Genomic DNA, 24215 nt, shown 5'->3' with positions numbered 1-24215 from the left:
GGAGGTGATTTTTTGGTAACTGTCAATGTTGACAAAAATGAAGGATTAGAAAAAGCATTGAAACGTTTTAAAAGAATGATTGAAAAAGAAGCAATAATTAGAGAATGGAAAAGAAGAGAATATTATGAAAAACCATCCACCATTCGTGTAAAAAAAGAAAAGGCATTCAAAAGAAAACAAGCAAAAAAAGTAAGAAAACTAAAACAAAAAATCGGAAAATAATAAAATCGGGATATTCATGGCGAATGTCCTTTTTTTTAACTTTCAAATAAAAACATCCCGTGGTTTTGAACCATTAACAGGACCTATATATCCCATCTCTTCCATCAATTCTATAATGCGTGCAGCTCTATTATATCCTATTTTTAAACGCCTTTGCAGATAAGATGCAGATGCCTTTTTAGTAGAACGAACAATTTCAAGAGCTTCCTCAAACATAGGCTCATCTGAAGGATTCATAATCACAGCTTCAGGTTCAACAACACTATCAATAAATATCTCATCATCAATATAATTTGGTGCACCAAATTTTTTAACCTCTTCAACTAACTTATAGACTTCCTTTTCTGTCAAAAATCCACCTTGAATTCGTTGTGGAAAAGGCGTAGTAGGACTCACATAAAGCATATCACCTTTTCCTAAAAGTTTTTCAGCACCTGATGTTCCAAGAATTATTCTTGAATCCATAGAACTAGCAACCATAAAAGAAATTCTTGAAGGAAAATTGGCCTTTATTACTCCAGTAATGACATCAACAGATGGTCTTTGAGTAGCAAGAACCAAATGCATTCCAACAGCCCTAGCCATAGCTGCAAGCCTAGAAATCAAATTTTCCAAATCCTTTCTTGCAGACAGAATTAAATCTGCAAATTCATCAATAATTATTACCAAATAAGGTAATGGTGCCTCATTTAATCCCTCTTCTGCTATTTTTTTGTTATAAGAATTAATATCCCTAACAAGAAAATTATCAAGAATAACATACCTCCTCTCCATCTCATCAAGACACCAACGCAAAGCTTCTAAAGCTCTATTTACATTGGTAATAACTGGAGTTAACAAATGAGGAATATTATTAAAAAGCTTAAGCTCAACCACCTTAGGATCTATCAGCACAAGCCTAACATCATCTGGAGATTTTGAAAAAATAATTGAAGCAATAAGTGAATTTACACAAACTGATTTCCCAGCACCAGTAGCACCAGCTATTAAAAGATGAGGAGCAGTAACAAGGTCAAAAACAACATTATTCCCACTAATTTCTTTACCAAGTGCAAAAGGCACCTTAAAATCATTTTGAAATTCTTGACTATTTATTATCTCTGATATCAAAATAAATTTTCGTCTCTTATTAGGTATTTCAATTCCAACAGCTTCCTTGCCAGGTATTGGTGCAATAATTCTAACTCTGGCTGCTGCAAGACGCAATGCAATATTATCAGATATAGAAGTTATTTTTGAAAGCTTAATGCCTTTATCAGGACGAACAGCATACATCGTAACAACAGGCCCTTTAATAATATCAATAAGCTCTGCACTAATATTAAATTCTTTAAAAGTTTCTTGCAAAACCATAGCTTGTTTTTTGATTTCTCTCTCATATTCAATATCCTCAGTTTCACTCTCAGGCTCTCTTTGAGCAAAAACAGAAATATCGATTAAATAATTTTCATTAGCTTTATTTACAAATAAATTTTCATCCTTACCTTTGACAATATTATTTATTATTCCATTATGTCTTATATCACTAGCCTTAACTTTTCCACCAACTACTAATTTACCATCCTCAAATTCTTTAAGTATTTTATATTTAGCATTATTCTCAATATTTGAATCACACTTAACTTCCTCTAAAGGCTGTTCTTCTGAAAATTTATCATCTCTAACCTCTGATTTAGAAAAAACAGTTTTATCCAAATCAACATCTAAAGACTTATTAGGATTTCTTAAAAATGCTTTAAAAGACCATAAAGCCTGGTACTCTTCATCATTAATAATATTATCTTCCTTGCGCAAAATTTTACCCGAACTCAAATTGTCATCACGATCCTTATAAACCTTAATATCCTTCTTAATCTTTAGAGTACTTAAAAACGGCAAATAAAAAAATATGCTTTCAAAAAAGATTTTTAATTTAAATATGACAAAATGAAAAGTGCTCAAAATAAAACTAGCATCCTTAAAAAGGACATAATTTAAATAAACCCAAACAATAAGTTCTAAAATGAAAATAAGGCAAACAAATAAATTGCCAACTATAATCCCAAAATTGCTTAAAAACCAATTAACAAAATTAGAACCCTCAGAATCAGAATTAATTCTTAACCAAAACGTTAGAGTAAAAAATAAAACAACCGTATAATTCCAATTGAATATAAATCTTTTATTAAGCATGTTATTGCGATAAACATACCAATTTACAAGCGGATAAAGTATTAAATAAAACGACAAAAATGAAAAAGTATTAAGAAGCATCTGACCTATAAGATTAAACACAAAAAATATGAATATATTTCCTATAGGAGTTAATGCAACAAAAAGAGAAAATGATATAACAGCCAACATAAAAAAAAATAAAAACTGAAAATAACGATAAAAATTTTTCATACTATACTAAAAATAAACAAGGAAATAAGTTAAATTTACAATTATAATTAAATAAATCGAAAAATAATACAATCTACTATTCTTAAGCATCTTAACAAACAAACTAATTGAAACCATACCACATATAAAAGCAAAAATTGCTCCCAAATTTATTTCAAAAATATTAAAAACCATATCCGACTTAAACAATTCATCATACTTTAAAAGTAAACTTCCAAAAACAATGGGAATTAAAGATAAAAACGAAATTTCAAGTGATTCTGACCTACTAAATCCAAGTAAAATCGAAGCAAAAATTGTAATTCCTGAACGAGAAATACCTGGCATTGTTCCAATTCCCTGCATAATCCCAATAAACAATCCTGCAAAGGCAATATTTTTTTTAAAATTAAAATTTCTAACTTTAAATTCAAGTAAAAACAATAAAACACTCGTTATAATAAAATTAACTAAAACTAACTCAAAAGTAAATAATTCTTTAAATTTTTCTATAAAAATTCCAATCAATGCTGTAAAAAAAGTGATTATTAATATAAGTAATATTAACCTCAACTTTGCAAAATCTAATTCTGTCATTTTTGGTTTTCTTAAAACAAATTTAATAAAAACTATTGCAAGCTCTAATATTCGTCTTCGATAATAAATTATTACAACTAAAACTGTTGCAAAATGTAAATAGATATCAAAGACAATGGGAAGATCAATATGCATAAATTTTTTTAAAAGTAACAAATGCCCCGAACTAGATATAGGCAAAAATTCAGAAATTCCTTGAACAAAACCTAAAATAATAACTCTTAAGATATTTTCCATCCAGCTTCACAACCTAAAAATGCTTAGGGAATTTACCCATAATATACTCTATAATAAAATCCATTCCTTTCTTGTCATATAAAGCATCATACAATATAGAATAAACCAATATTTTCTTAATGTAATTTCTGGTTTGTCCAAAAGGAATAGCTTCAATAAAAATTTCTTTAGGTAAATGCCCATACTCTTTTTCCCATTTTCGCACATTTCCAATACCACCATTATAAGATGCAAGAGCTTTATACACGTCTTCTAACATGTCTATTCTTTTACGCAAATAATAAGTCCCTATGATAATATTATCTTTTGGGTGTTTCAAATCATAAGGATAATATTTATAATATTTAATTTCCCTAGATATATCAGCAGATGTTGAAGGCATAATTTGCATAAGTCCAATAGCACCAGGTTTAGATACAGCATCTTCCTTAAAACTACTCTCAGCCTTTATTAAAGAAAATACAAGACTAGATTCAAGGTCTCTTTTTTTTGACCAATATTTAATTAAAGTATTATATAAACACGGATAGAGACGTTTATAATCATCTTGATTTAAAACTGACAAATCTTGCTTTACAAGGTAATTAATAGCAAGTATAGATTCATAATAATACTCATGCTTCACAAATTCATCATAAAGATTACGGTAAAAATTAGGAGAAAATCTATAACCATTCTTAAAATCATTGGCAACAAACATACTAACATAAGCATGCAAATTAAATTTAAAAAATCCTTCCAAAAACCTCTCATAATCAGACTGATTATAATTCACACCCAAATCATTTTTAAAAAGATCATTAATACTTTGATCAAGCAAATACTTACTCATAAACGACGCATAAGATATTTGATTATATTTAATAGCAGAACGCAAAAGCTCCCCATATTCATCTTTTGATTTAGATTTAACAAATTTATGATGCATGAGCCTTGCATTAATAAAAGCAAGTCTTGATAAGACAGCATTATCAATAATATCTTGACCATTATAATAAAGCAAATATAAATTATCATAATCTCCAAGTTGTACAGCCTCTAAGATATACTCATCCAATGCTTTAATAAAACCAAGATTACTTTTATCTTTACTTGTATAAAATCTAGCTATGTTTTGAGAAAAATAATCTCTTGTATTTTTCATAAATATTAGACTTCTAAAAATTTCATTAAGTATATCTAATCTATTAGGTTCATTTTCAAGAGAAGTATTCTCTAAATATTTAACTATAGTCAGAAAACCCAAGTCTTTTTTTAATCTCAAATTAATGATGCCCAAATAATAATCTTTATAAACACTATCTAAACTACTAAAAAAAGATAATGCTTCGTTCATGTAACCTAAACTTAAAAAAGCCTTATAAACATCATTTAAAAAAATGAAATTATTATAATATCTCTTAAAATCATTATTTAATATATTGATTGCACCTCGAAAATCACAATTAGCAACCAAAGCTTTAAATTTAACGAGATTTACAAAACTTGCATTTAAAAGATTATATCTTCCTTCAAGAATAAGATAATCATGCGCCCTTACGTGCAAATGCTCTGCTGGCAAATTCTCAAACAATTTTTTAAAATAAGTTAATGAAGTATTAATATTAGAAATATTAAAATTAAGAACTGCTTTAAATAAAAGATTTTCATTTTCTTGCGAGTGAGCAAAATCCATTTTTTCTAGCTTATTTAAAACTAACAGAGCTTCATCATTCTTCTTTTGCCAATAAAGACTTTTAAAGTATTCTAATATAATTAATTTATTATCATTATATTTTTTGTAAAGCTTGTGACCAATAAGTTCAGCATCATAATATTCTTTCCTAGAATTATAATATTCAAGCAGTTTAACACCAGCAAATTGAGATGCAATATTATTACTATTATTTATTGCTTTATGCATATATTCACCAAACTTTTCATCGTATCCTATTTTTTTAAAAAGATAAGCAATATAAACATAAGAATCTGAATCTATACCAAAATATTTATCAAAATTTTGCCCTTCATAGTCAAAATTCCACAACCAATTTAAATGATTTAAATCAAAAGCATCAACATTTTTATTAACTATATTGCTATTTAAAGACTCTTTTACAAATGAACAAGACAATAAACCTAATAAAAACAAACAAACAATTTTGTTAAGCATTATTTTTTTCACATTCAGTAATTTTTTCTTCTCTATAAAAAGGACAATAAGAAATAGTAAAATTTTTAGGACTTAATACTTTAGAAAAAATCAAAAACAATGAAAAAAATATTAAAAGAAATAGAGAAACAAGACTTAAATAAAGCATAGAAGTTTGAATACGATCTCCCTTTAAATCAGAGTCCAATTGAGGCTCTTCAAAATCTGCAGTAAAATTATCTTCACTAGAATTTAAAACAACATCATCAAATTCAACATAATCTAAACTATTACTAACATCTTCAATGATATCCTCAACACTAGAATCATCAGAATAAGAATTTTGGAGCATATACACATTAAAACTATCCAAATTATCACCCTTATCTTTAACTGATTTTACATCATTCTGATCAGAATTATCAAAAACATCATTAGTATCATCAATAGAAATATTCTGTAAATCAGAAACATTTTGATTTGCAGGATATTTATCATTCTCATCAAGCACACGCTCAAGTGCAACTTCTTCAGTAATATTATTCTCCAACTTATCCTTTGCAATATCAAAATTTAAATTCCCTAAATTAGAATCAGAATCTAAACTTTTACTTACCTCACTTAACAATGTATTATCGTCTGTGTCATTAGTTACATTTGAAGAATCTAGCAATAAATTTAAATCATCCTCTTTACTTAAAAGATCTTTATTTAAAGGTAACTCTTGAGAATCAGATAGATCATTAACATTATCTAAATTTAAAGGATAATCTTGCTTCTCTTCAACAATACTATCAAAATTCTTAATAAAATTTTCTTTGTTGTCCATATCATCAAAAGCAGAAGGCAAATCATTTGATTTATCAATTTCTACAGAATCACTATCAACTTCATTTGATTTAAAAGAAAGATTCATTAAACTCAAATCAAATTTGGTTTTATTTGAAATCCCATCACACTCACCATAAACATAAAGTATCATAGATTCTATTTTAAAATAAACATTTACATTCAAGTTATCTTTTCCAAGACCATCTAAGAAAAAAGATCCAATAATAATGAGATTAGAAAAATCTTCATATTCACTAACATAAAAATCCAATTTTACATTAGTCTCATCTGCAAGTTTACCCAATACAATCTTCTTTACAGAAGTATCACTCAAACTTAAAACCGAAAAATATTCATCATTAGAAAGCCTTATACCTAAAAAACCTTTCAAAAATTCCAACCTCTTTGTTCTTTCATAAAAAACAAACTAATATATGATTAACTATAACAATAATATAATATAATTAATATCATATTCAACTTATGAATAGGCTTTTATTTCAAAGAAACGATATTATATTTAAAACTGTAATTATCGTTTATATAATATTACTAAGTATGATTTTTAGGAGAAGTTAGAGTGTTGCCATTATTCATAATATTTTCTTCAACAGTAATATCTGGTTTAGTATTTGTTCTGTTTAAAATTGCAATATTAAATACACAAACAAGAAAAAAAGGTAAACATAACAAAATATTTCACAAAGCAAAAAAATTAAATGCAAGGGCTATCAGTATATTAAAAACAAATCCAAATGACATAGGTGCCCTACAAACTTTAAATGATTATTATTACACCAATAAAGACTTTGAAAATGGAATTAGATATGCAAGAAAGTTATGTCAACTTATCGAAGAAAACCCTACAAATCGAAATATAGACCATCTTAAAGCATTTTTAAGTTATGGATTTTATAACCTTGAGAGAAATTTTAATTCAGAAGCATTAGGATTTCTCAAAAAAGCATATAGCCTCAAAAAAGATAATGTAGACGTAAATTATTATCTTGGAATAGCATTTTTAAAAAATGCACATTACAAAGAAGCACTTCACTACCTTACAAAGGTATATCAATTTGACAAAAACAATAGTGAAGTTCTAAAATACATCGGAATAACTCTCTTTTATATGGGAAATCATACCAAAGCTGTTGGAATATTTAACAATATAAAAAAGTACATACAAAATGACATAAATGCTCTACTAGCATATGCTCACTCTCTATCCCAATTAAATCAAGATCAACTTGCACTTGAGATTGCAAACAAAATCAAAACTAAAGACGGAATGATATATGAAGCTCTTTTAATCGAATCTGAAATCAATTCAAAAAATCATAACTTGATAAAATTAGAAAATAATATTAAAGAAATAATGAAAATTAAACCCGACTTACCTACAAAAATATTTCTTAAGCTTTTTTATAAACTAGGAGAACTTTATATAGAATGTGAAAATTACAAAAAAGCAACTGAGGCATTTACTCAAGTTGAAAGGATTGACCCACACTATCAAAAAATTGCAGAAAAACTAGAATTTAGTAAAAGACTAAATGAAAATTTAGCACTAAGAATATATCTAAAAAGTACAAAAGAAAAGTTCGATAGCCTAGCCAATGAAATTATCCTTAAACTATATCAAAACAAATTCCAAGTAAGAGATAAAAAAATAAATGAAATAACATCACAATTTATAGATATAAATTTTCAACTATCAAATAACCAATGGGAAGAAAATTTAATAGTCAGATTTGTAAGAACAGATCAAAAAAATTTTGGAGAACTATTTTTAAAAGATCTGATTTCAAAAACTAAAGAAAGCAAAATCAAAGGACTATGTATTGCACCAGCAACATTTTCTGAAAAGGCTAAACAAATTATTGAAGGAAGGCTAATTGATCTTGTTGAAGGAAAAAAACTCATGCAAATACTGAGAACAGTGGATATATCAAAATACATATAGCACTATCTAAGATATTTCATAGGATTACTAGTTTTACCATCTTTAAAAAGAGTAAAATGCAAATGATTGCCTGTACTGTATCCTGTACTTCCCATACGCCCTATTATTTGTCCTCTAGATACCCTTTGCCCAACCTTAACTGCAAAAGAGCCTAAATGAGCATAAAGGGTTTGAAAGCCATTATTATGAGAGATCACAATATATTTCCCATATCCTCCACTACTAAATCCAACTGTAACAACAATACCTTCCTTTGTTGCAACAATAGGCGTATTAGCAACATTTGCGATATCAATTCCATTGTGAAAACTAATAGTCTTAGTAAAAGGATCAGGACGATAACCATAACTTGATGTAATAATCCCTCGTGTTGGAAACAAAAAAGTTTCACCCAAAGCATTTCTAAGCAAGTCTTTAGCCATCCTACCACCCGGAACAAATAACTTTTGATTCAAAGATAAAACCTCATTATCAAGATTATTAGCATCAAGAATATCTACTTTAGGTATTTTGTATTTTTTTGCAATTGATGATAGTGAATCATTTTTTTCAACGGTATGAAGAATCCCTTTCATATTAGGAACACTAATAGTAATATTGGGTTTAATATTTCTTACATCCTTAATATTATTATAAGAAATCAAAGTTTCACTAGTAATATTATACCTAGCTGCAATATGAGAAAGTGTCTCTCCCGGCTTAATTTTATGTTCCACAACCTTTAAAACAAAAGGTTTTTTGAGAGTAGTTGAATCATAATTATTAGTATCTATACCAAAAAAATAATTATTAATTTGACTTAAATCTTGATCACTATAATACAAAAAAGTATCTATAAAATAATCTTTGGGAAAGCTTAACTTAGTTAAAAAAACATATGAACCATAATACGAAAATATATTTAAATAAAACATTAATATTAAGATAAAAACTATAACATTAAATTTAAAAATAAAATTATAAGTTAAATCACAAGAAAAACCGACATCATAAGCATTAACCATTTTAAATTGAACTTTACTATAAGAAGATCGACATTTATAATCATTAATATTAATCATCCTACAAAATAAAGCAATAAATAATAATTTAAACAGATTAAAAAATCTCGTAAAAATATTTAAGAAACACAAACATCTTCTACGTTTCCCTCTATTAAAATTACGAATATTACCAAAATCTCTCAATTCAAAATTACCTTTAATTGCTTTATTAAATAAAAAATTTTTGTTTCTTTTAAATACATTCTGATCTTTTTTTGGTATAATCATATTATGCCTTATTATACACTATACAATAGAAATTTCAATTCAATAAAAATTTAAATGGAAATTTGAATAATGCTTGAAATCCACAAACAGATACTAATACCTATGGCATTGGCATGCATATTCTTATTAATAATAATTAAAACGTCATTGTCTTTTCATTTAGTTAAGGGTTCTTCAATGTTACCAAAAATTTTAGATAAAAATTGGGTAATAAACCATAAATTAGCTTATGGCATTAGACTAAAAAGCAAAGAAACATATGTTGTATTATGGAGCAAACCTAAAAAAAATGAAACAGTGCTGATTAAAGATCCCATAACAAAAAAAATATCCGTTAAAACAATTTTTGCAATACCAGGAGAAAAATTTATCAAATTGCAAAAAAATGTAATATCCATACACAATCTAAACTTTAATATAAACCAAGAACACCTACAAAAATTAAAAGATATATACATCCCAAAGGATCATTATCTCGTAATAGGAGAGAATAAAAAAGTTTCTCTTGATTCAAGAGAATACGGATTTATAAACATTAACGATATTATTGGTAAAATAATATATCAACTGTAAAATGCTCAAATAATAAAATTGATATCTAAACCAATACTATTATAATGATTCAATCTCATCGTCTAATACATCTCTAGATTCAAGATCTTCTAACAAAACAGGAATACCTTCCTTTTCTTGAATATCAAAAGAAGCACTTGTCATTCTTATTTCAATTGACTTAGAAACATTAATATCTAAATCTCTTGCAGCAATACTTAAAATACCACTCTCATCCAAACTAAAAAGTATCTCTATCTTTGGAACACCCTTTAAAGCATTTTGTATATTACCAAAAAAAAATCTACCTATAGAATAATTTAGGGATGCCTTATTAGATTCACCCTGCATCACATGAATTTCAATTTCCTCTTGATAATCATTCGTCGTTGTAAATATTTGTCTTTCGCAAACTGGTAATAAAGTATTTTTTTTAATCAATGTAAAAAATCCATCATTACAAGTTTCAATTCCAAGAGAATAAGGTGTCACATCTTTAAAATCAATAAGGGTATTATTATTTGCAAGACTAAAAGCCTGAATACCCGCACCAATTGCAACAACCTCATCTTGATTTAAAAAATCCAAAACTTCAATTCCAGGAAAAACCTCATTTAATTTATCTTTAATTAAAGGGATTCTGGTTGAACCTCCTGAGAGTAGGATCTTTAAAATGCGTTTAAGATCAACACCCGCATCTGCAATACATTCATTTGTAAGCCTAATAGTCTTATCTATAAACTCCCCAATCATCAAATTAAAATCATCTCTTGTAAGCTTATAATTCAAATGCTTGCCATTAATAAAGGGCAATACAATATTAACTTCATCCATAATAGATAAATTTTTCTTAGCCTCTTCAACTTTTTCTCTTACCTGTTCAATAAGCACAATATCATCCAAATTGATATCAGAATACTCTTCTTTAAAACTAGCTAAAACATGTTTTTCTATAACCTCATTAAAATCATTCCCGCCAAGTCTATTTTCACCCTTAATTGCAAGGACAGTATAAGTATCATTTTGCTTTTCTAAAAGAGTAACATCAAAAGTCCCACCACCAAGATCATATACAAGGAATAACCCTTCTATTTGCTTTTCAAATGCATAAGCCAAAGCAGCTGCCGTTGGCTCATTAAGTATTGCTCGACATTGCAATCCTGCAATATTTGCAGCTCTAACAACACCTCTTCTCTGAATTTCAGAAAAATAAGCAGGAACAGTGATAACAGCATTATTCACTTGCTCACCTAAAAATTTTTCAGCATTCATCTTAATATTTAATAATAAATGAGAAGCAATGTCTTCAGCTTTATATACATGATCATCGACCTTATAAACAACCTCAGTACCTATATTAACTTTAAAATTATAAAAAGTCTTATCCGGATTTACTAATATCTGATGCCTGGCAACACTACCAATAATAACACCAGAATCTGAAAAAGAAACAATAGAAGGTGTCATTCTCTCACCTCTATCATTTAATATCAATCTAGAATTAACATCAAAATAAGACGCTACAGTATTTGTAGTTCCAAGATCTATACCTATCCACTTTTCCATCAAATACCCCTATGAATTGAAACAATCAATTCAATTTCACCCAAATCTAATTTTAATTTCTTAGCAATCACTTCTAAAGACATTCCCTGTTCATAAAGTGAAATAACTTGCTGACGAATATTATATCCTTCTTTGATTATATTTTTTTCAATAGTAGGAATTGAATAATCTAAATTATTTTTATAAGAACCATTATCACCTTTAATTCCAAAATTATTATTTACCATTGAAATTGAATGGGCATTAAATCCTAACAATCTTTGATCAAGTATTTCTATTCTCTCATCAACTTCTTTAATAATCCTATTTAAACTTTCAATCTTAATTTCAATAATACTAATATTCCTATCAGTGGCTTGATTAATTTCAATAATAGTTTTGTCTACCTCACTTTTAAATTTTCTAAGTATACTATTAGATTTTATTTTTAAACTAATATAAACATGAAAATATATAAAAGTAAATATAATCAAAATGAAACAAAAAACAACTAACATACAGAATGTCCTATAGTCACATTATCTCTCAATATCAACATTTTTTCCAATCTTTGGATCATGCAAATCAATGTCACACGAATCAGATAAATCTTTCTCATCACCATTATCCTTAACCTTTGATACTGTAAAAAAATGAAAGTCATTATCTTTGATCTCATCAGTAGGAGATATAATATTTACCTCAGCATGATGACCTTTACTATGACTTAAACTCAAATTTTGATTCTCTTTTCTCCTCTTTTTCCTTAAAGTTTCACTTGAAACTTCACTAGCTTTAAAAGCACCTTGCACAATTATCTTTGTAACTTCAGATGAATTATTAATATCCATAAAGCTACTCCTATAATTTAAACCTATTTAGATTCAAAAGGAACATAAGATACCATTTTAATCATACCGTCATCCTCTACAAAAGTGATATTATGATAATCTCTTACAAGCTCATAATAAGCATCCTTAATAGACAATTTAACTCCAGCATAAGCTATATATTCAACAAAAATCTTACCATCAGTTTTACTCTCTTCAAGAGCTTTTTGCAAACTTTCCTGCTTATCTCGTACCATCTTTATTTCTAAAATTAAAATATCTCTCTCATTAACAAGTTCATTACAACTGTCAATTTTTAAAGACTTTTCGGCTTTATCAACAGTAATCTGAATATTTCTCTTTAAAGCAGAAATATCTTTTGTCAAAACCTCAAGACGTTTCTCCATTTTTACAAGATACTCAGTAAAATTAGATAATGAAGCTTTTATTTCAGGATCACATCCCACATAAACAAAAGTCTCAGTATTACCCTCAGATCCAATAGAATACGCTCTAACTTCTTCTCTTGCACGAATATCAGAACCAACTATTTTAGACTTTTTTCCAATACAGAGTACTTTTTTTGTACAAGAAACAAATGAATTAACAATCCCTCTTACAACCTCAATATCACCTTCACATCGAACATTTACATTTTCTAAAAATTTAGACTTAATAGACTTCTTAGCATAAATTTCTGAATTACCCTTTCCATTAGCTCCACTGCGAAGAACAATAGATCCATCCGTACTTAAATTACACCTACCAACAAGTCCGGTAACTTCTATTCCGCTCTTAGCCATAATATTATATCCATCCAAAACACTTCCCTTAACTAATACCATACCATTATTTACTATATTTCCAGTAGCAGGACCAACATCGCCCTCAACAACATAAACATCATGTACAGAAATAATACCATTTTCAATAAATATATATCCATCACATCCTGCAATAATCTTATTTCCTTCCCTTAAAGTATTATCTCCCAAAACCAAATTTAACTCTCGACCACTTTCTGCTCCCAATATTTTTCCAAAAACAGTATATCCATCAATACCTCTTGAGAAGGGAACAATTTCTGCAAGTTCATCTCCCTCATTAACATTTCTAAACTCATTACTCACAGCACCATATTCAGCTGAATACTTACTCTTAACAACAAAATTAACATAAGCATCTCTTCCCTTAACAGAATTTACTCCCTTTGCCATCTCAACTGGTTCACCATAAAACGGATAGTCAACAAATTCTTTTATTTTATTTTTAAGAAATGCTTTCTCTGTTATCCCATATTTTTTAAGAATATTATAAATATCCTTCTCTAAAACTTCAGCACCATTAGGTCCAGGGGTAGTAAATTCAATCGTTACTGACATTGAATCTTCTGATATATGAACCATCATAGTTACACTATCAGCAGGATCAGCTTCAAAATCAGATACACGTTCATATTCACCATTAGCATTTTCAACTACTGTCCTAATAAAATTTTTATCCAAATTTTTAATATTACTATACGATGCAAATTTATCCAGTACATCTTTAAAAGTTACAACACTCCCACCTCCTTGAGCAGGTGTAACTTTTAAAAATGCTCCCTTAGCACTTCGCCTTATAAAAAACTTTCCATCCAAAGACATAACCTCTTCGGATTCACGTTTTGAACTTAAAACATCAATAACACCAAATTTTGAATAATAATTTTTATAAGCAACTATTTTCCATTTTTTCCTACCATATCCAAATATTCCATTATGCCCACGTACTAAAATCTCATAATCTAATTCTTTATATGGAACTGAAAGTTCCAAAGAAGCATCGTTTAAAGCCTCTTCAAGAGTATCAGCTTCTATTTCTATTAAATTAACTTTATTTTCCTTTTCTAAATATTGCCTTATTTTTTCCCTAAAATCAGAAAAATCACAAAGATCAGTCATAATTATTCCTTTTTATTAATCAAAGTTTTAATAGCATCAGCAACAACTTTAGGATCACTTCTCTTAACATATGAAATTTGTTCTGATAATTTACTATCGGAATCAATATTATTTAGACTCTCATCAACAGCTTCGTATTTGTTCAACTCTTCCGAAAAACTATAATTGTCATTATTAACTTTATTACCGTTACTTGAAAAATCATCTCTAGAACCAGAATCTACATTGCCAGATTCAGACTGAGAATCATCATCTTTTTTAATAACATCATCTTTATTACCACTCAAATTATCATCTCTAAATAGTTCATACAAATACTTATTGTATATAAATTCAATTAAAAGCCCTATAACGAAAAAAATTACAAATTGGAAAAAAGCTCTAAATAATACTGTAACAAAAGATACACGAGCAAAAACACCAAGAATCATTGCAAGAATAAATGCAAATGAACTAAATAATAAAACATAACTTCTTTTATTACCAAATAACATAATTTACCTATTCCATGCCAAAAAATTTAGATATAAAACCTATTACACCTCTTCTTTTTTTATGATCAAGAGTAATCTCTTCAAGAGCAGCCACAATAGAATCAAGACAATAACTAGCTTTACTATTAGGATTTAATAAAATAAAAGGTCTTTGCTTAAAAACAGAATTTTTAATATTTTGATCCTCATAAACATAACCCAAATAATCAATATTTAAATTCAAAAATTGACTTGATATATCAATAACTTTCTTAGCCACTACTTTTCCTTCACTAACATTAGAAACTCTATTTACAATAAGTCTTAAATTTTTCAAATTTTCCATCCTATGAGACAAAACCTTAATTATACCATAAGCATCGGTTATAGAAGTAGGTTCTGGTGTCGTTACAATAACTACGTCATCACTAGAAAACAAAAACGAAATAACCTGTCTCGAAATTCCAGCACTGGTATCTATTATCACTATATCATATTCATAAACTTTTAATAATTCTTTTATAAACTGGTTCATCTCAGCCTCTGATAAATCCAAAAGTTCTGTTGTCCCAGAAGCACCAGCTAAAAGATCAATATTATATTCAGTCTTTGTAATTACATCCTTAATATCTCGACCCTGCATAATCATATGATAAATACTGTACTTAGGAATAACCCCAAGTAAAATATTAATATTAGCCATACCAATATCTGCATCAAAAACTAAAACTTTTTTACCAAGATGTGCATATTTAAGAGCAAGACCCACAGCAATATTACTTTTCCCAACACCACCTTTACCACTAGTAACAGAAATAAATCTTGTTTTATTATTTTGTATTTTTTCATCAACAATAAAACTGGCCTTATTATTTAATTTCATAATATCACGTAAACTTTGAGCCTGATCTTCCATCATATATTATCCTTAATAATAAGATTTACTTTTTAGCTTGCGAATAAATTCAACATCATCACTTATTCGATACCCATTTATTTTCTTAATAAAGGTAAGCGGTTCTGCAATACTAATATTATGAGGAACAATTTGCCCATCGGTAACATAAGAAACTTCCTTTCTCATCTCATGAATCAAACTTATCAAATTACCAACACACGTTGTCTCATCAAGCTTTGTAAAAATTACAGTCTTATAACTAAAGGGAGAGAACTGATGAAATATTTCCTTAATATCAGATGTCTTTGTAGTAGAGCTTACAGCCAAATGAAATTCAGCATCACGACCACAAGCATTAAGAAGTTCCTTCATCTCAGCAAGCTTCATAAAATCCTTAGGACTCTTACCAATTGTATCAATAAGAACAAGATCAAAATCCTTTGATTGTGTAATTTCTTCTTTTAAATCTTTAAAAGACTCAATTGCCTTAACAGGAATACCCATAATATCACCATATGTCTGAATTTGCTTTTTAGCACCTATTCGATAATTATCAATAGTAATAATCTTAATATTTAAACTCTTATCATCACTATTAATTCCATAAATAGCTGCAAGTTTTGCAATGGTAGTGGTTTTACCAACACCTGTTGGCCCAACTAAAATAAAAATTCTTTTTTTAAGATTATCAATAAGAGAGCCCGAACATTTGATAGTTTTAGCAATATATATTATCACACTATCTTTAACTTTATCATAATCATCAAGATCTGATAAACTAAACTCCCTTCTAATAAAATCATTAGTATCTCTGATATAACTTTCAGAAAAATCATTACTACGTAAAATATCTTCTATTTTGAAAATCGTCGGATGATTAACTTCTTCCTTTTTATGTGCAAGTTCATTTTTAAGAGACTTAACTTCCTTAATCACATCTTCAATTGAAGAACTCTCTTCTTTTTTAATACTTTGAAGAATCTTACGCTTTTCTTCCTCAACATTTATTTGCTGTTGTCCAATGTCATATCTAACATAACCTGAAACCTCAATCCAATCCCTACTAAATAAGCCAAATATTCCTCCATGAGATACTGTCTTATAAGTCATAACCCTAGCATTTTTTCCATATTTTCTCTTAACAGTTTCTATAACTTCATTATAGGTAGGACCTCTTTCTGTAAAATACTGAACCATAATACTACTCTTCAACCTCTACTGTTTTAAGTACATTAACTTTAACATTTTTAGGAACCTCTAAAACAGATATAACAACAACATCTGCAAGTTCTCTACTTGTTAAAACCCTTATCAAAGGCCGTGCAGATTCACTAGATAATATAACGGGATAATGCCCTTGCGATTGAACTTCATTTACAAGCCTAAAGAGTTCATAAAGAAATTTGGATTTCAAACTTGGATCAAGGGAACTTACAAGCTCACTATTGGCCTCAAATCTTGAATCAATGATTTTTTGTTCAAATTCTGGATTAATTGTTATTACATTAAGTTCCAAATTAGAATCCAGATATCCATTAACTATTTGTCTACCAATTGCCTGTCTACACTTTTCAATTAAGAAAAATGTATCTTTAGTAACACTTGTAAAGTCAGCTATTGTCTCAAAAATTGTAACTAAATTACGGATTGAAACTTGCTCTCGCAAAAGGCCTTGTAACACTCTTTGAATTTCTCCTACTGAAAAATCTTTTAACACTTCTTCAACAATAGCTCCATAGTCCTTTTTAAATACATCAAGAATATTCTGGACATCTTGACGTGTTAAAATTTCATAAGAATGTCTCTTAATAAGTTCAGTCATATGTGTAGCAATAATTGAAGGTGGATCAACTACAGTATAACCTAATTTTTCAGCCATTTCTCGCACATCATCATTTACCCAAAGAGATGGAAGTCCAAATGACGGATCTTTTGTAAGATCTCCTTCAAGACCAGAATCCAAACCTACATTTATAACTAAAAACTTACCTAATTTAATCTCCCCACGACCAATTTCTACTCCCCTAAGTTTAAACGAATATTCATTAGGTTCAAGTCGCATATTATCTACTATTCTAATCTTAGGAACAACCATTCCAAACTCAAGAGCAATCTCACGACGTATTTTCACAATACGATCAAGAAGTTCTGATGTTTTTGAATCATCAACTATTGGAACAAGATTATATCCAATCTCTAAAGCCAATGGATCTAGAGGAACTACAGGTGTCATTTCTTTATCAGCATAACTTAATACTTGCTCTTCGGCTTTTTGCTTTTCATGAAGTTCTCTATTTCTAGATAAAGTAGAAAGTGAATAAGCAAAATACGCTATCAATAAACCCAAAATAATTAGTATTAATGTAGGAAATCCTGGCAGAAATGCCAAAAATAACAAAAATACAGATACTATCCAATAAATCCCTGCATAGGAAGTAAATTGTTCAAAAACCTCACCTCCAAAACTATTTTTTGATATTGATCTTGTAACAATAAGACCCGTTGCTGTTGAGATCAATAAAGCTGGAAGTTGAGACACAAGTCCATCTCCAACAGTTAAAGACACGTAATTATTGATTGCATCATTAAAATTAAGACCTTGAAGAGTAACTCCTACTACAAGTCCCCCAAAAATATTTATAAGGGTTATTAAAAATCCAACCTTTACATTCCCAGAAACAAATTTAGAAGCACCATCCATAGCCCCATAAAAATTCACTTCAGCTTGCAAATCATTTTTTTGTCTTGTGGCCTCTTCTTCCGTCAAATTACCAGAACTATAAGCAGAATCAATAGCCATCTGTTTCCCCGGAAGAGCATCAAGCGCAAAACGAGCAGCAACCTCAGCAACTCTCGTAGCGCCCTTAGTTATAACAATAAATTGAACTGCAATTATAATAAGAAATATTATAAATCCCACAAAAAGACCTTGTGGTCCAGAACCTCCAACAACAAATGTTCCAAAAGCCCTTATCATTTGACCATCAAAATTTATTCCTTTTATCAAAATTAATCTAGTAGAAGAAATATTTAAAACAAGACCAAAAATAGTCATAATAAGCAAAAGCGTTGGGAAAACTGAAAAATCAAGTGAACGTTTAGAATAAAGAACAATAAGAATAATTAAAAGACTTACCATCAGATTAATCGCAATCAAAGCATCCAAAATAAATGCAGGAAGCGGTAAAATAAAGCCAGCAACAATAAGTATTAATCCGACTGAAACTATTAAGTCCACCTTATTATTAAGTCCAAAATATCCTAATACAGAATTTTTTCCTAAGTCCAATGAATTAACCCCTAATTAAATTTTTTAGCAATAGAATATACTTTCACAAGAATTTTAGAAACAATTTCCCAATACTCTCTTGGAATCTCTTCATTAACATCAACATTGAAATAAAGATCCCTTGCAAGTGGTTTATTTTCCATCACAGGAATATTATTTTCTCTTGCAATTTGTTTAATTACCAATGCAATCTCATCTTGTCCTTTTGCAAGAACTTTTGGTGCTAACATAGTATTACTATCCCACTTAATAGCAACAGCAAAATGTTCTGGGTTTACAATTACCACATCTGATTGAGGAACTGCCGTCCTTAAATTAACACTTGCAATTTCTCTCATTCGCTCCCTAATCCTAGAACGAAGCAGAGGATCTCCTTCCATTTCTTTTCTCTCTTGTTTTACCTCTTCTTTTGTCATTTTTAAATTGTCAATATAACGAGCTCTTTGAAAAAGATAATCTAGTATACTAAGACCCATCAATACAATTAATGAAAAAAAACATATTCTATAAGCAAGGTTTAATATAACAGAAATACCGCCTTCAAGACTATACTCAGGCATTCTAGAAATTTTACCTATATTGCTTTTTAACATAATATAATATATAAGAGATATTATAGCAATTTTTAACAAACTTTTAAACAAATTAAAAAAAGCATCAAACGAGCCAAAAGAATTTTTCATCCATTTCGAAAAATTTGGATTTATTCTATCCCATTGAGGCACAATAGGCTTAAGAGTTACAACAAAACCAACTTGAATAATATTAATTAAAAGTCCAACCACAAAAGATATTATAAAAAACATACTCACATATCCAAATATGGGTCTAATATAAGCAAAACTTAATGAATAAATACTAATCGACATTACTTCTGGTAACTTACTAGCCTGCCATCTAAAAACATCCATCAATTCTTTAGCAAGATAAGATAACATAAAAAAAAACACAGAAAACAATATCAAAAGAGAAATAGCTGAATTAATCTCTGTTGATTTTAATACTTGCCCCTCACGTCTTGCTTTTTGCTTTTTCTGTTCAGTAGGAACCTCAGTCCTACCCTCATCTTCTGCAGCAAAAAAATCAAGGGATATATACCAACTCTTATTTAAAAATTCATCTTTAACATTCATCTTACAGTCTCAGAAAACAAATTCAATGCATGACGCATAGATTCTAGACTAAGTTCAATTACTCTTTTAACAGACAGCACAAAACTTGGAAAAATGATATATAAAACAATTAATCCCAATCCCAATGAAACAGTAAAACTAATCATTAATAAATTAATCTGGGGAGAGGTTTTTGAAATTATACCTAAAATCAAATACAAAAGTAACAGAACTCCTAATATTGGAAGAGACATTACTAAAGATTTTTCAAAAAGAAAAGCAAAAGAATAAAATATTAATTTTATAAGTTCATAATTTTTTATATTAACTATATGTTCAACTCTAACATTTAAAACAGAATCATAAACTCCAATCACCAAAAAACGAAATAAAAAATCATTTGATAAAAATATAACCAAAAAAAGATAAGTAAATATTTGAGATATTACCAAATTATCTTCTTCTGAAAAAACATCAAAAATATTTGCATAGGCAAGTCCCATCTGATTTGAGAAAAAAAAACCAATTAAATGAAACACATGAAAAATAATACTTATAAAAAAAGCTTGAATTAAACCTAAAACAGCCTCTCCTGCTAATATTAATACAAATGCAGTTAAATTATCCAAAGGATAAATCAGATTTATCTTACCTACAACAATAATAGATAAAATCAATGCAAAGAAAAAATTTAAATAACCCATTTTAATAGTTGAAAAAAAAGGTGAAAATCTTAAAAAAACAAAAATTCTAATAAATACAGGCAACACAGTAAAGGATTTTAAAATCAAGAAATCTATATTCATAAACTAATCCAAAGATTACATATTTTCTATCTGACTAAAAACCAAAAATGTAAATTGCATAAGCTTTCTTAAAATCCAAGGACCAAATATCACAAGAACTAAAAGTATTATAATAATTTTGGGAATAAAACTAAGTGTTTGATCTTGAATTGAAGTAACAGCCTGAAAAATTGAAATTAAAAGGCCAACTATAAGAGCCGTAATTAACATTGGAGCTGAGAGAATAATAATATTTTCAATAGACATTTTAATTAAATAAATGATTTGGCCTGTTGTCACTTATACCTCACATAAAACTTTTAATAAGCCCACTAGTAATTAAAGTCCAACCATCCACTAACACAAAAAGCATAAGCTTAAATGGCAATGATATAATTACGGGTGGCAACATTATCATACCCATAGACATTAAAACTGCAGCTACAATAATATCTATTATGATAAATGGTAAAAATATCAAAATACCCATCTTAAAAGCAACCTTTAGTTCATGTAAAATAAAAGATGCAATAAGAACATGTGTGGGAACTTCACTAAAATTCTTGGGTTTTGAATAATTACTAATACTCATAAATAACCTAATCTCTTCATGTCTACTATTAGACATCTGCTTATACATAAAATTTCTAAGTGGAGCAATTCCCCTATCATAAAATTCACTAAAACCTATTTTAGAATCCCTAAGGGGCAAATATGCATCCTTATATATTATGTTAAAAGTTGGCCACATAGTAAAAAGGGTCAAAAACAAAGCCAAACCCATTACTACCTGATTTGGCGGTGATTGCTGAAGCGATAATGCTCTTCTAATAAAATCTAATACTATTGCTATTCTTAAAAAGGAAGTCATTAAGACCAAAAAAGCCGGGGAAAGGGTTATGATGCTTAATATCAACAAAAGCTGCAAAGGAAAAGCTATACCACCGCCAAAAGAATTCACAAAATCAACAAATGGAAAATTCAGTCCGGTAGTAGGTTGCAAAGACTTAGTTTGAGCAAATGCAAAATTTACAATTCCAAATAACAAAAAAAGACTTAATTTCTTATTCAAATTTAACCTCTAAAACTTTTTTAATCTATCCTGTTTACTTTTTAAAGAAGTCTCAATATCATTTTCCAACTCTGCACATTCATTATGATCATCAAGCAATGATTTCTCTCTTTTATCATTACGCAATATCTTATTGAAAACTAACTTAAATGAATTTATATTACTAAAACTCTTATTAAGTTTAAATTCCAAATCAGCCAACTCCTCACTCCCTGTTATCTTTTTTAGCACAACGGAAGAACTACTTGATACTAAAAGTACATAAACAGTACCCAATACATTAATAATTCTTATAGAATTTTTATTATCTATTTCATAAAAAGCAAGCTCTCTTATTAAATCTGATGTATTATTATTTTGTACTTTTTTTTTCAAAATTAATTTTTTAAATAAAAAAATACAAACAAGAAAAAAAAGAAAAAATAAAAACAAAGTAACCAAATCTTCAATATTGAAAAGAGATATATTTTGTTTTATAGCTTGATTATCTAAAACAACCTTCTCGTCATCAAATATTGGCAAATTAACTTCATTTTCTAAACCAGAAGGAGAAACATCTTTATCATTTTGTGCAAACAAATTTTTTGAAAAAAATATAATAAAAATTAAAAACAAAAATCGAAATAAAGCTAACCTACTCATTTTTAATTTTAATTATTTCGGTAATTCTGACACCAAAATTTTCATCAATCACAACAACCTCTCCTTTAGCTATTACTTTTCCATTTACCAAAATATCTACAGGTTCACCAGCAAGTTTATCAAGTGTAATAATCGTTCCCTCAGACATGCCAAGTATATCTTTTATTTTACGTTCGGTCCTACCAAGTTCAACTGTAACTTGCATAGAAACATCCATCAAAAGACCAAAATTACTAGGATCAACACCCTCAGGCAAAGTATCAATTAAATCGGGAAGTTTAACACCTTTTATTTCAGGTTTTTCCTCACTAACATAATTATCATCATCTACAGCCATTAATTTACCCCTCTATTAAACTTATTAACGCATTTAACTTTTTAAGCTATTCAACCTCTTCCGTAAGTTCTTTTAATAAATCAAAATCCTCTATTTCACCAATCTTTTCTGTAATTTGAACTGAAATTTTATTTCCAACAAGGCCCATTCTACATTTAAATTTTTCTTTGGTACCTACTTTTAAAATTAAATCCTTATCTATCGAAGAATTTTCAAGATTAAGAACATCTCCTTGCTCTAGAGATAATATTTCTCTTACTCTTAATTTTACCTCTCCTATCTCAGCCACTAAAGGCATATCCGTATTTTCAAGTTTTTCTCTAAGTACAGCAAGATTCTCACTGGTAGTACCCACACCAATCAAAGAATGCCAATATCTTGTTGAAAGCTTAGAAACAATAGGTTCTATTGTAATATAAGGTAAACAAAAATTCATAAGTCCTTCAACTTTACCTATCTTAACTTCAAGAGTAACTAAAATAACCATTTCTGTTGGAGGCACTATCTGAGCAAACTGAGGATTAACTTCTATGTGTCCAAATCGAGGCCTCAGATCAACTACTTGAGACCAAGCCTCTCTCATATTAGCAAGAATACGAATAATAACACTTTCCATTACAGACTGTTCTATTTCTGTTAAATCTCTACTCTTGTCTTTAATAGTATCACCATCTCCTCCAAAAAGCCTATCAACTATTGCAAATGCAATAGTCGGATCAACTTCAAATATAGCAGAACCTTTAAGAGGATCCATATTAATTATTGCCAAAGTGGTAGGATTTGGAATAGATCGGATAAATTCTTCATAAGTCAACTGATCAACTGAAGCCACATGTACATGAACCATTTTTCGCAAAAGTGCTGAAAGTGAAGTTGTAGTATACCTTGCAAATGCTTCATGAAAGCTTGATACTGTCCTTACTTGTTCTTTTGAGAATTTATCTGGTCTCTTAAAATCATAAACTTTAACTTTCTGTTTTTTACCCATAGGACTAGAGATAATATTAGAAAGTGAATCGTCTGATGATAAATTATCAGACGAATTAATAGATTCTAAAAGATTATCTATATCATCTTGTGATAATGCTCCTGGATTACCTGCCATTTAAAATTCCTTAAAA

General features: G+C 28.6%; 22 protein-coding genes and 1 pseudogene. 3 read left to right on the top strand and 20 right to left on the bottom strand.

Annotated elements, in window-relative coordinates:
- The first annotated feature begins 12 nt into the window (after nucleotides 1-12).
- Entirely contained in the window at nucleotides 13-222 is a 210-nt protein-coding gene (rpsU, locus tag U881_RS0108515; protein WP_012422030.1) for a 30S ribosomal protein S21, read from the top strand.
- Between the two features lie 42 nt (nucleotides 223-264).
- Here rpsU and U881_RS0108510 read toward each other — a convergent pair whose 3' ends face one another.
- From U881_RS0108510 to U881_RS0108495, 4 genes are read right to left on the bottom strand one after another with little or no spacing between them, the layout of a single operon-like run.
- Nucleotides 265-2607, bottom strand: coding sequence for a DNA translocase FtsK (locus tag U881_RS0108510; RefSeq protein WP_024654006.1), 2343 nt, complete (start codon nucleotides 2605-2607; stop codon nucleotides 265-267).
- 6 nt (nucleotides 2608-2613) lie between these two features.
- A complete protein-coding gene (locus U881_RS0108505) occupies nucleotides 2614-3420 on the bottom strand; it encodes an undecaprenyl-diphosphate phosphatase (protein ID WP_024654005.1) in 807 nt (268 codons plus the stop codon).
- 13 nt (nucleotides 3421-3433) lie between these two features.
- A complete protein-coding gene (locus U881_RS0108500; RefSeq protein ID WP_051374066.1) occupies nucleotides 3434-5572 on the bottom strand; it encodes a flagellar assembly lytic transglycosylase in 2139 nt (712 codons plus the stop codon).
- Entirely contained in the window at nucleotides 5565-6773 is a 1209-nt protein-coding gene (locus U881_RS0108495; RefSeq protein WP_235048166.1) for a hypothetical protein, read from the bottom strand. Before U881_RS0108495 ends, U881_RS0108500 begins: the two co-directional genes overlap by 8 nt.
- 189 nt (nucleotides 6774-6962) lie before the next feature.
- On the opposite strand from U881_RS0108495, the gene U881_RS0108490 reads away from it, so the two are divergent.
- Nucleotides 6963-8345, top strand: a complete 1383-nt coding sequence (locus tag U881_RS0108490; protein ID WP_024654002.1) for a tetratricopeptide repeat protein — start codon at nucleotides 6963-6965, stop codon at nucleotides 8343-8345.
- A gap of 2 nt (nucleotides 8346-8347) precedes the next feature.
- Here U881_RS0108490 and U881_RS0108485 read toward each other — a convergent pair whose 3' ends face one another.
- Nucleotides 8348-9616, bottom strand: a complete 1269-nt coding sequence (locus tag U881_RS0108485) for a peptidoglycan DD-metalloendopeptidase family protein (RefSeq protein WP_024654001.1) — start codon at nucleotides 9614-9616, stop codon at nucleotides 8348-8350.
- Between the two features lie 69 nt (nucleotides 9617-9685).
- Between U881_RS0108485 and lepB the strand changes: the two genes are divergently transcribed.
- Nucleotides 9686-10189 (top strand): signal peptidase I, encoded by a 504-nt coding sequence (gene lepB / locus U881_RS11205; protein ID WP_038364145.1) that lies wholly within the window; start codon nucleotides 9686-9688, stop codon nucleotides 10187-10189.
- Nucleotides 10190-10228: 39 nt separating this feature from the next.
- Here the strand turns inward: lepB and U881_RS0108475 are convergent, their stop codons facing one another.
- The 15 genes and pseudogenes from U881_RS0108475 to fliM all read right to left on the bottom strand — a co-directional run bounded on the left by U881_RS0108475 (nucleotide 10229) and on the right by fliM (nucleotide 24199).
- A complete protein-coding gene (locus U881_RS0108475; protein ID WP_024653999.1) occupies nucleotides 10229-11734 on the bottom strand; it encodes an Hsp70 family protein in 1506 nt (501 codons plus the stop codon).
- A pseudogene (locus U881_RS11200) lies at nucleotides 11676-12231 on the bottom strand (DUF6115 domain-containing protein). Before U881_RS11200 ends, U881_RS0108475 begins: the two are co-directional and overlap by 59 nt.
- 21 nt (nucleotides 12232-12252) lie before the next feature.
- Nucleotides 12253-12564, bottom strand: coding sequence for a hypothetical protein (locus tag U881_RS0108465; protein WP_024653998.1), 312 nt, complete (start codon nucleotides 12562-12564; stop codon nucleotides 12253-12255).
- A gap of 23 nt (nucleotides 12565-12587) precedes the next feature.
- Nucleotides 12588-14486, bottom strand: coding sequence for a FapA family protein (locus tag U881_RS0108460; protein WP_024653997.1), 1899 nt, complete (start codon nucleotides 14484-14486; stop codon nucleotides 12588-12590).
- A gap of 2 nt (nucleotides 14487-14488) precedes the next feature.
- A complete protein-coding gene (locus U881_RS0108455; protein WP_024653996.1) occupies nucleotides 14489-14980 on the bottom strand; it encodes a hypothetical protein in 492 nt (163 codons plus the stop codon).
- A gap of 7 nt (nucleotides 14981-14987) precedes the next feature.
- Nucleotides 14988-15875 (bottom strand): MinD/ParA family protein, encoded by an 888-nt coding sequence (locus tag U881_RS0108450; RefSeq protein WP_024653995.1) that lies wholly within the window; start codon nucleotides 15873-15875, stop codon nucleotides 14988-14990.
- 12 nt (nucleotides 15876-15887) lie between these two features.
- The gene (gene flhF / locus U881_RS0108445; protein ID WP_024653994.1) at nucleotides 15888-17054 is read right to left on the bottom strand and encodes a flagellar biosynthesis protein FlhF; all 1167 of its coding nucleotides are present in this window, start codon (nucleotides 17052-17054) and stop codon (nucleotides 15888-15890) included.
- A 4-nt stretch (nucleotides 17055-17058) separates the two neighbouring features.
- A complete protein-coding gene (gene flhA, locus U881_RS0108440; protein ID WP_024653993.1) occupies nucleotides 17059-19146 on the bottom strand; it encodes a flagellar biosynthesis protein FlhA in 2088 nt (695 codons plus the stop codon).
- An 11-nt stretch (nucleotides 19147-19157) separates the two neighbouring features.
- Nucleotides 19158-20279: a flagellar biosynthesis protein FlhB gene (flhB, locus tag U881_RS0108435; RefSeq protein ID WP_024653992.1), complete on the bottom strand. Its 1122-nt coding sequence runs from the start codon at nucleotides 20277-20279 to the stop codon at nucleotides 19158-19160.
- Nucleotides 20276-21064, bottom strand: coding sequence for a flagellar biosynthetic protein FliR (fliR, locus tag U881_RS0108430; RefSeq protein WP_024653991.1), 789 nt, complete (start codon nucleotides 21062-21064; stop codon nucleotides 20276-20278). Before fliR ends, flhB begins: the two co-directional genes overlap by 4 nt.
- Nucleotides 21065-21079: 15 nt before the next feature.
- Nucleotides 21080-21343 (bottom strand): flagellar biosynthesis protein FliQ, encoded by a 264-nt coding sequence (gene fliQ, locus U881_RS0108425; protein ID WP_024653990.1) that lies wholly within the window; start codon nucleotides 21341-21343, stop codon nucleotides 21080-21082.
- 7 nt (nucleotides 21344-21350) lie between these two features.
- On the bottom strand, nucleotides 21351-22115 hold the full coding sequence (fliP, locus tag U881_RS0108420; RefSeq protein WP_024653989.1) for a flagellar type III secretion system pore protein FliP: 765 nt from the start codon (nucleotides 22113-22115) through the stop codon (nucleotides 21351-21353).
- 9 nt (nucleotides 22116-22124) lie between these two features.
- On the bottom strand, nucleotides 22125-22757 hold the full coding sequence (locus tag U881_RS0108415; RefSeq protein WP_024653988.1) for a flagellar biosynthesis protein FliZ: 633 nt from the start codon (nucleotides 22755-22757) through the stop codon (nucleotides 22125-22127).
- On the bottom strand, nucleotides 22750-23094 hold the full coding sequence (fliN, locus tag U881_RS0108410; RefSeq protein WP_024653987.1) for a flagellar motor switch protein FliN: 345 nt from the start codon (nucleotides 23092-23094) through the stop codon (nucleotides 22750-22752). The genes U881_RS0108415 and fliN overlap by 8 nt, the downstream gene beginning before the upstream one ends.
- A 46-nt stretch (nucleotides 23095-23140) precedes the next feature.
- Entirely contained in the window at nucleotides 23141-24199 is a 1059-nt protein-coding gene (gene fliM / locus U881_RS0108405; protein ID WP_024653986.1) for a flagellar motor switch protein FliM, read from the bottom strand.
- Nucleotides 24200-24215 lie beyond the last annotated feature (16 nt).

Source organism: Borrelia persica No12, from assembly GCF_000500045.1.
GTDB classification, from domain to species: Bacteria; Spirochaetota; Spirochaetia; order Borreliales; family Borreliaceae; genus Borrelia; species Borrelia persica.
Note: the sequence above shows the minus strand (reverse complement) of the source record. Positions and strands in the feature narration are given on the sequence as shown.

What these genes read in the sequence shown, in the direction of transcription:
- fliN (WP_024653987.1), bottom strand. Translation starts at nt 23,094, where the DNA reads ATGGCTGTAGATGATGATAATTATGTTAGTGAGGAAAAACCTGAAATA.
- fliM (WP_024653986.1), bottom strand. Translation starts at nt 24,199, where the DNA reads ATGGCAGGTAATCCAGGAGCATTATCACAAGATGATATAGATAATCTT.
- U881_RS0108505 (WP_024654005.1), bottom strand. Translation starts at nt 3,420, where the DNA reads ATGGAAAATATCTTAAGAGTTATTATTTTAGGTTTTGTTCAAGGAATT.
- U881_RS0108510 (WP_024654006.1), bottom strand. Translation starts at nt 2,607, where the DNA reads ATGAAAAATTTTTATCGTTATTTTCAGTTTTTATTTTTTTTTATGTTG.
- U881_RS0108475 (WP_024653999.1), bottom strand. Translation starts at nt 11,734, where the DNA reads ATGGAAAAGTGGATAGGTATAGATCTTGGAACTACAAATACTGTAGCG.
- fliR (WP_024653991.1), bottom strand. Translation starts at nt 21,064, where the DNA reads ATGAATATAGATTTCTTGATTTTAAAATCCTTTACTGTGTTGCCTGTA.
- U881_RS0108460 (WP_024653997.1), bottom strand. Translation starts at nt 14,486, where the DNA reads ATGACTGATCTTTGTGATTTTTCTGATTTTAGGGAAAAAATAAGGCAA.
- U881_RS0108415 (WP_024653988.1), bottom strand. Translation starts at nt 22,757, where the DNA reads ATGAGTAGGTTAGCTTTATTTCGATTTTTGTTTTTAATTTTTATTATA.
- U881_RS0108500 (WP_051374066.1), bottom strand. Translation starts at nt 5,572, where the DNA reads ATGCTTAACAAAATTGTTTGTTTGTTTTTATTAGGTTTATTGTCTTGT.
- U881_RS0108455 (WP_024653996.1), bottom strand. Translation starts at nt 14,980, where the DNA reads ATGTTATTTGGTAATAAAAGAAGTTATGTTTTATTATTTAGTTCATTT.
- lepB (WP_038364145.1), top strand. Translation starts at nt 9,686, where the DNA reads ATGCTTGAAATCCACAAACAGATACTAATACCTATGGCATTGGCATGC.
- flhB (WP_024653992.1), bottom strand. Translation starts at nt 20,279, where the DNA reads ATGAATGTTAAAGATGAATTTTTAAATAAGAGTTGGTATATATCCCTT.
- flhF (WP_024653994.1), bottom strand. Translation starts at nt 17,054, where the DNA reads ATGGTTCAGTATTTTACAGAAAGAGGTCCTACCTATAATGAAGTTATA.
- U881_RS0108450 (WP_024653995.1), bottom strand. Translation starts at nt 15,875, where the DNA reads ATGGAAGATCAGGCTCAAAGTTTACGTGATATTATGAAATTAAATAAT.
- U881_RS0108465 (WP_024653998.1), bottom strand. Translation starts at nt 12,564, where the DNA reads ATGGATATTAATAATTCATCTGAAGTTACAAAGATAATTGTGCAAGGT.
- U881_RS0108485 (WP_024654001.1), bottom strand. Translation starts at nt 9,616, where the DNA reads ATGATTATACCAAAAAAAGATCAGAATGTATTTAAAAGAAACAAAAAT.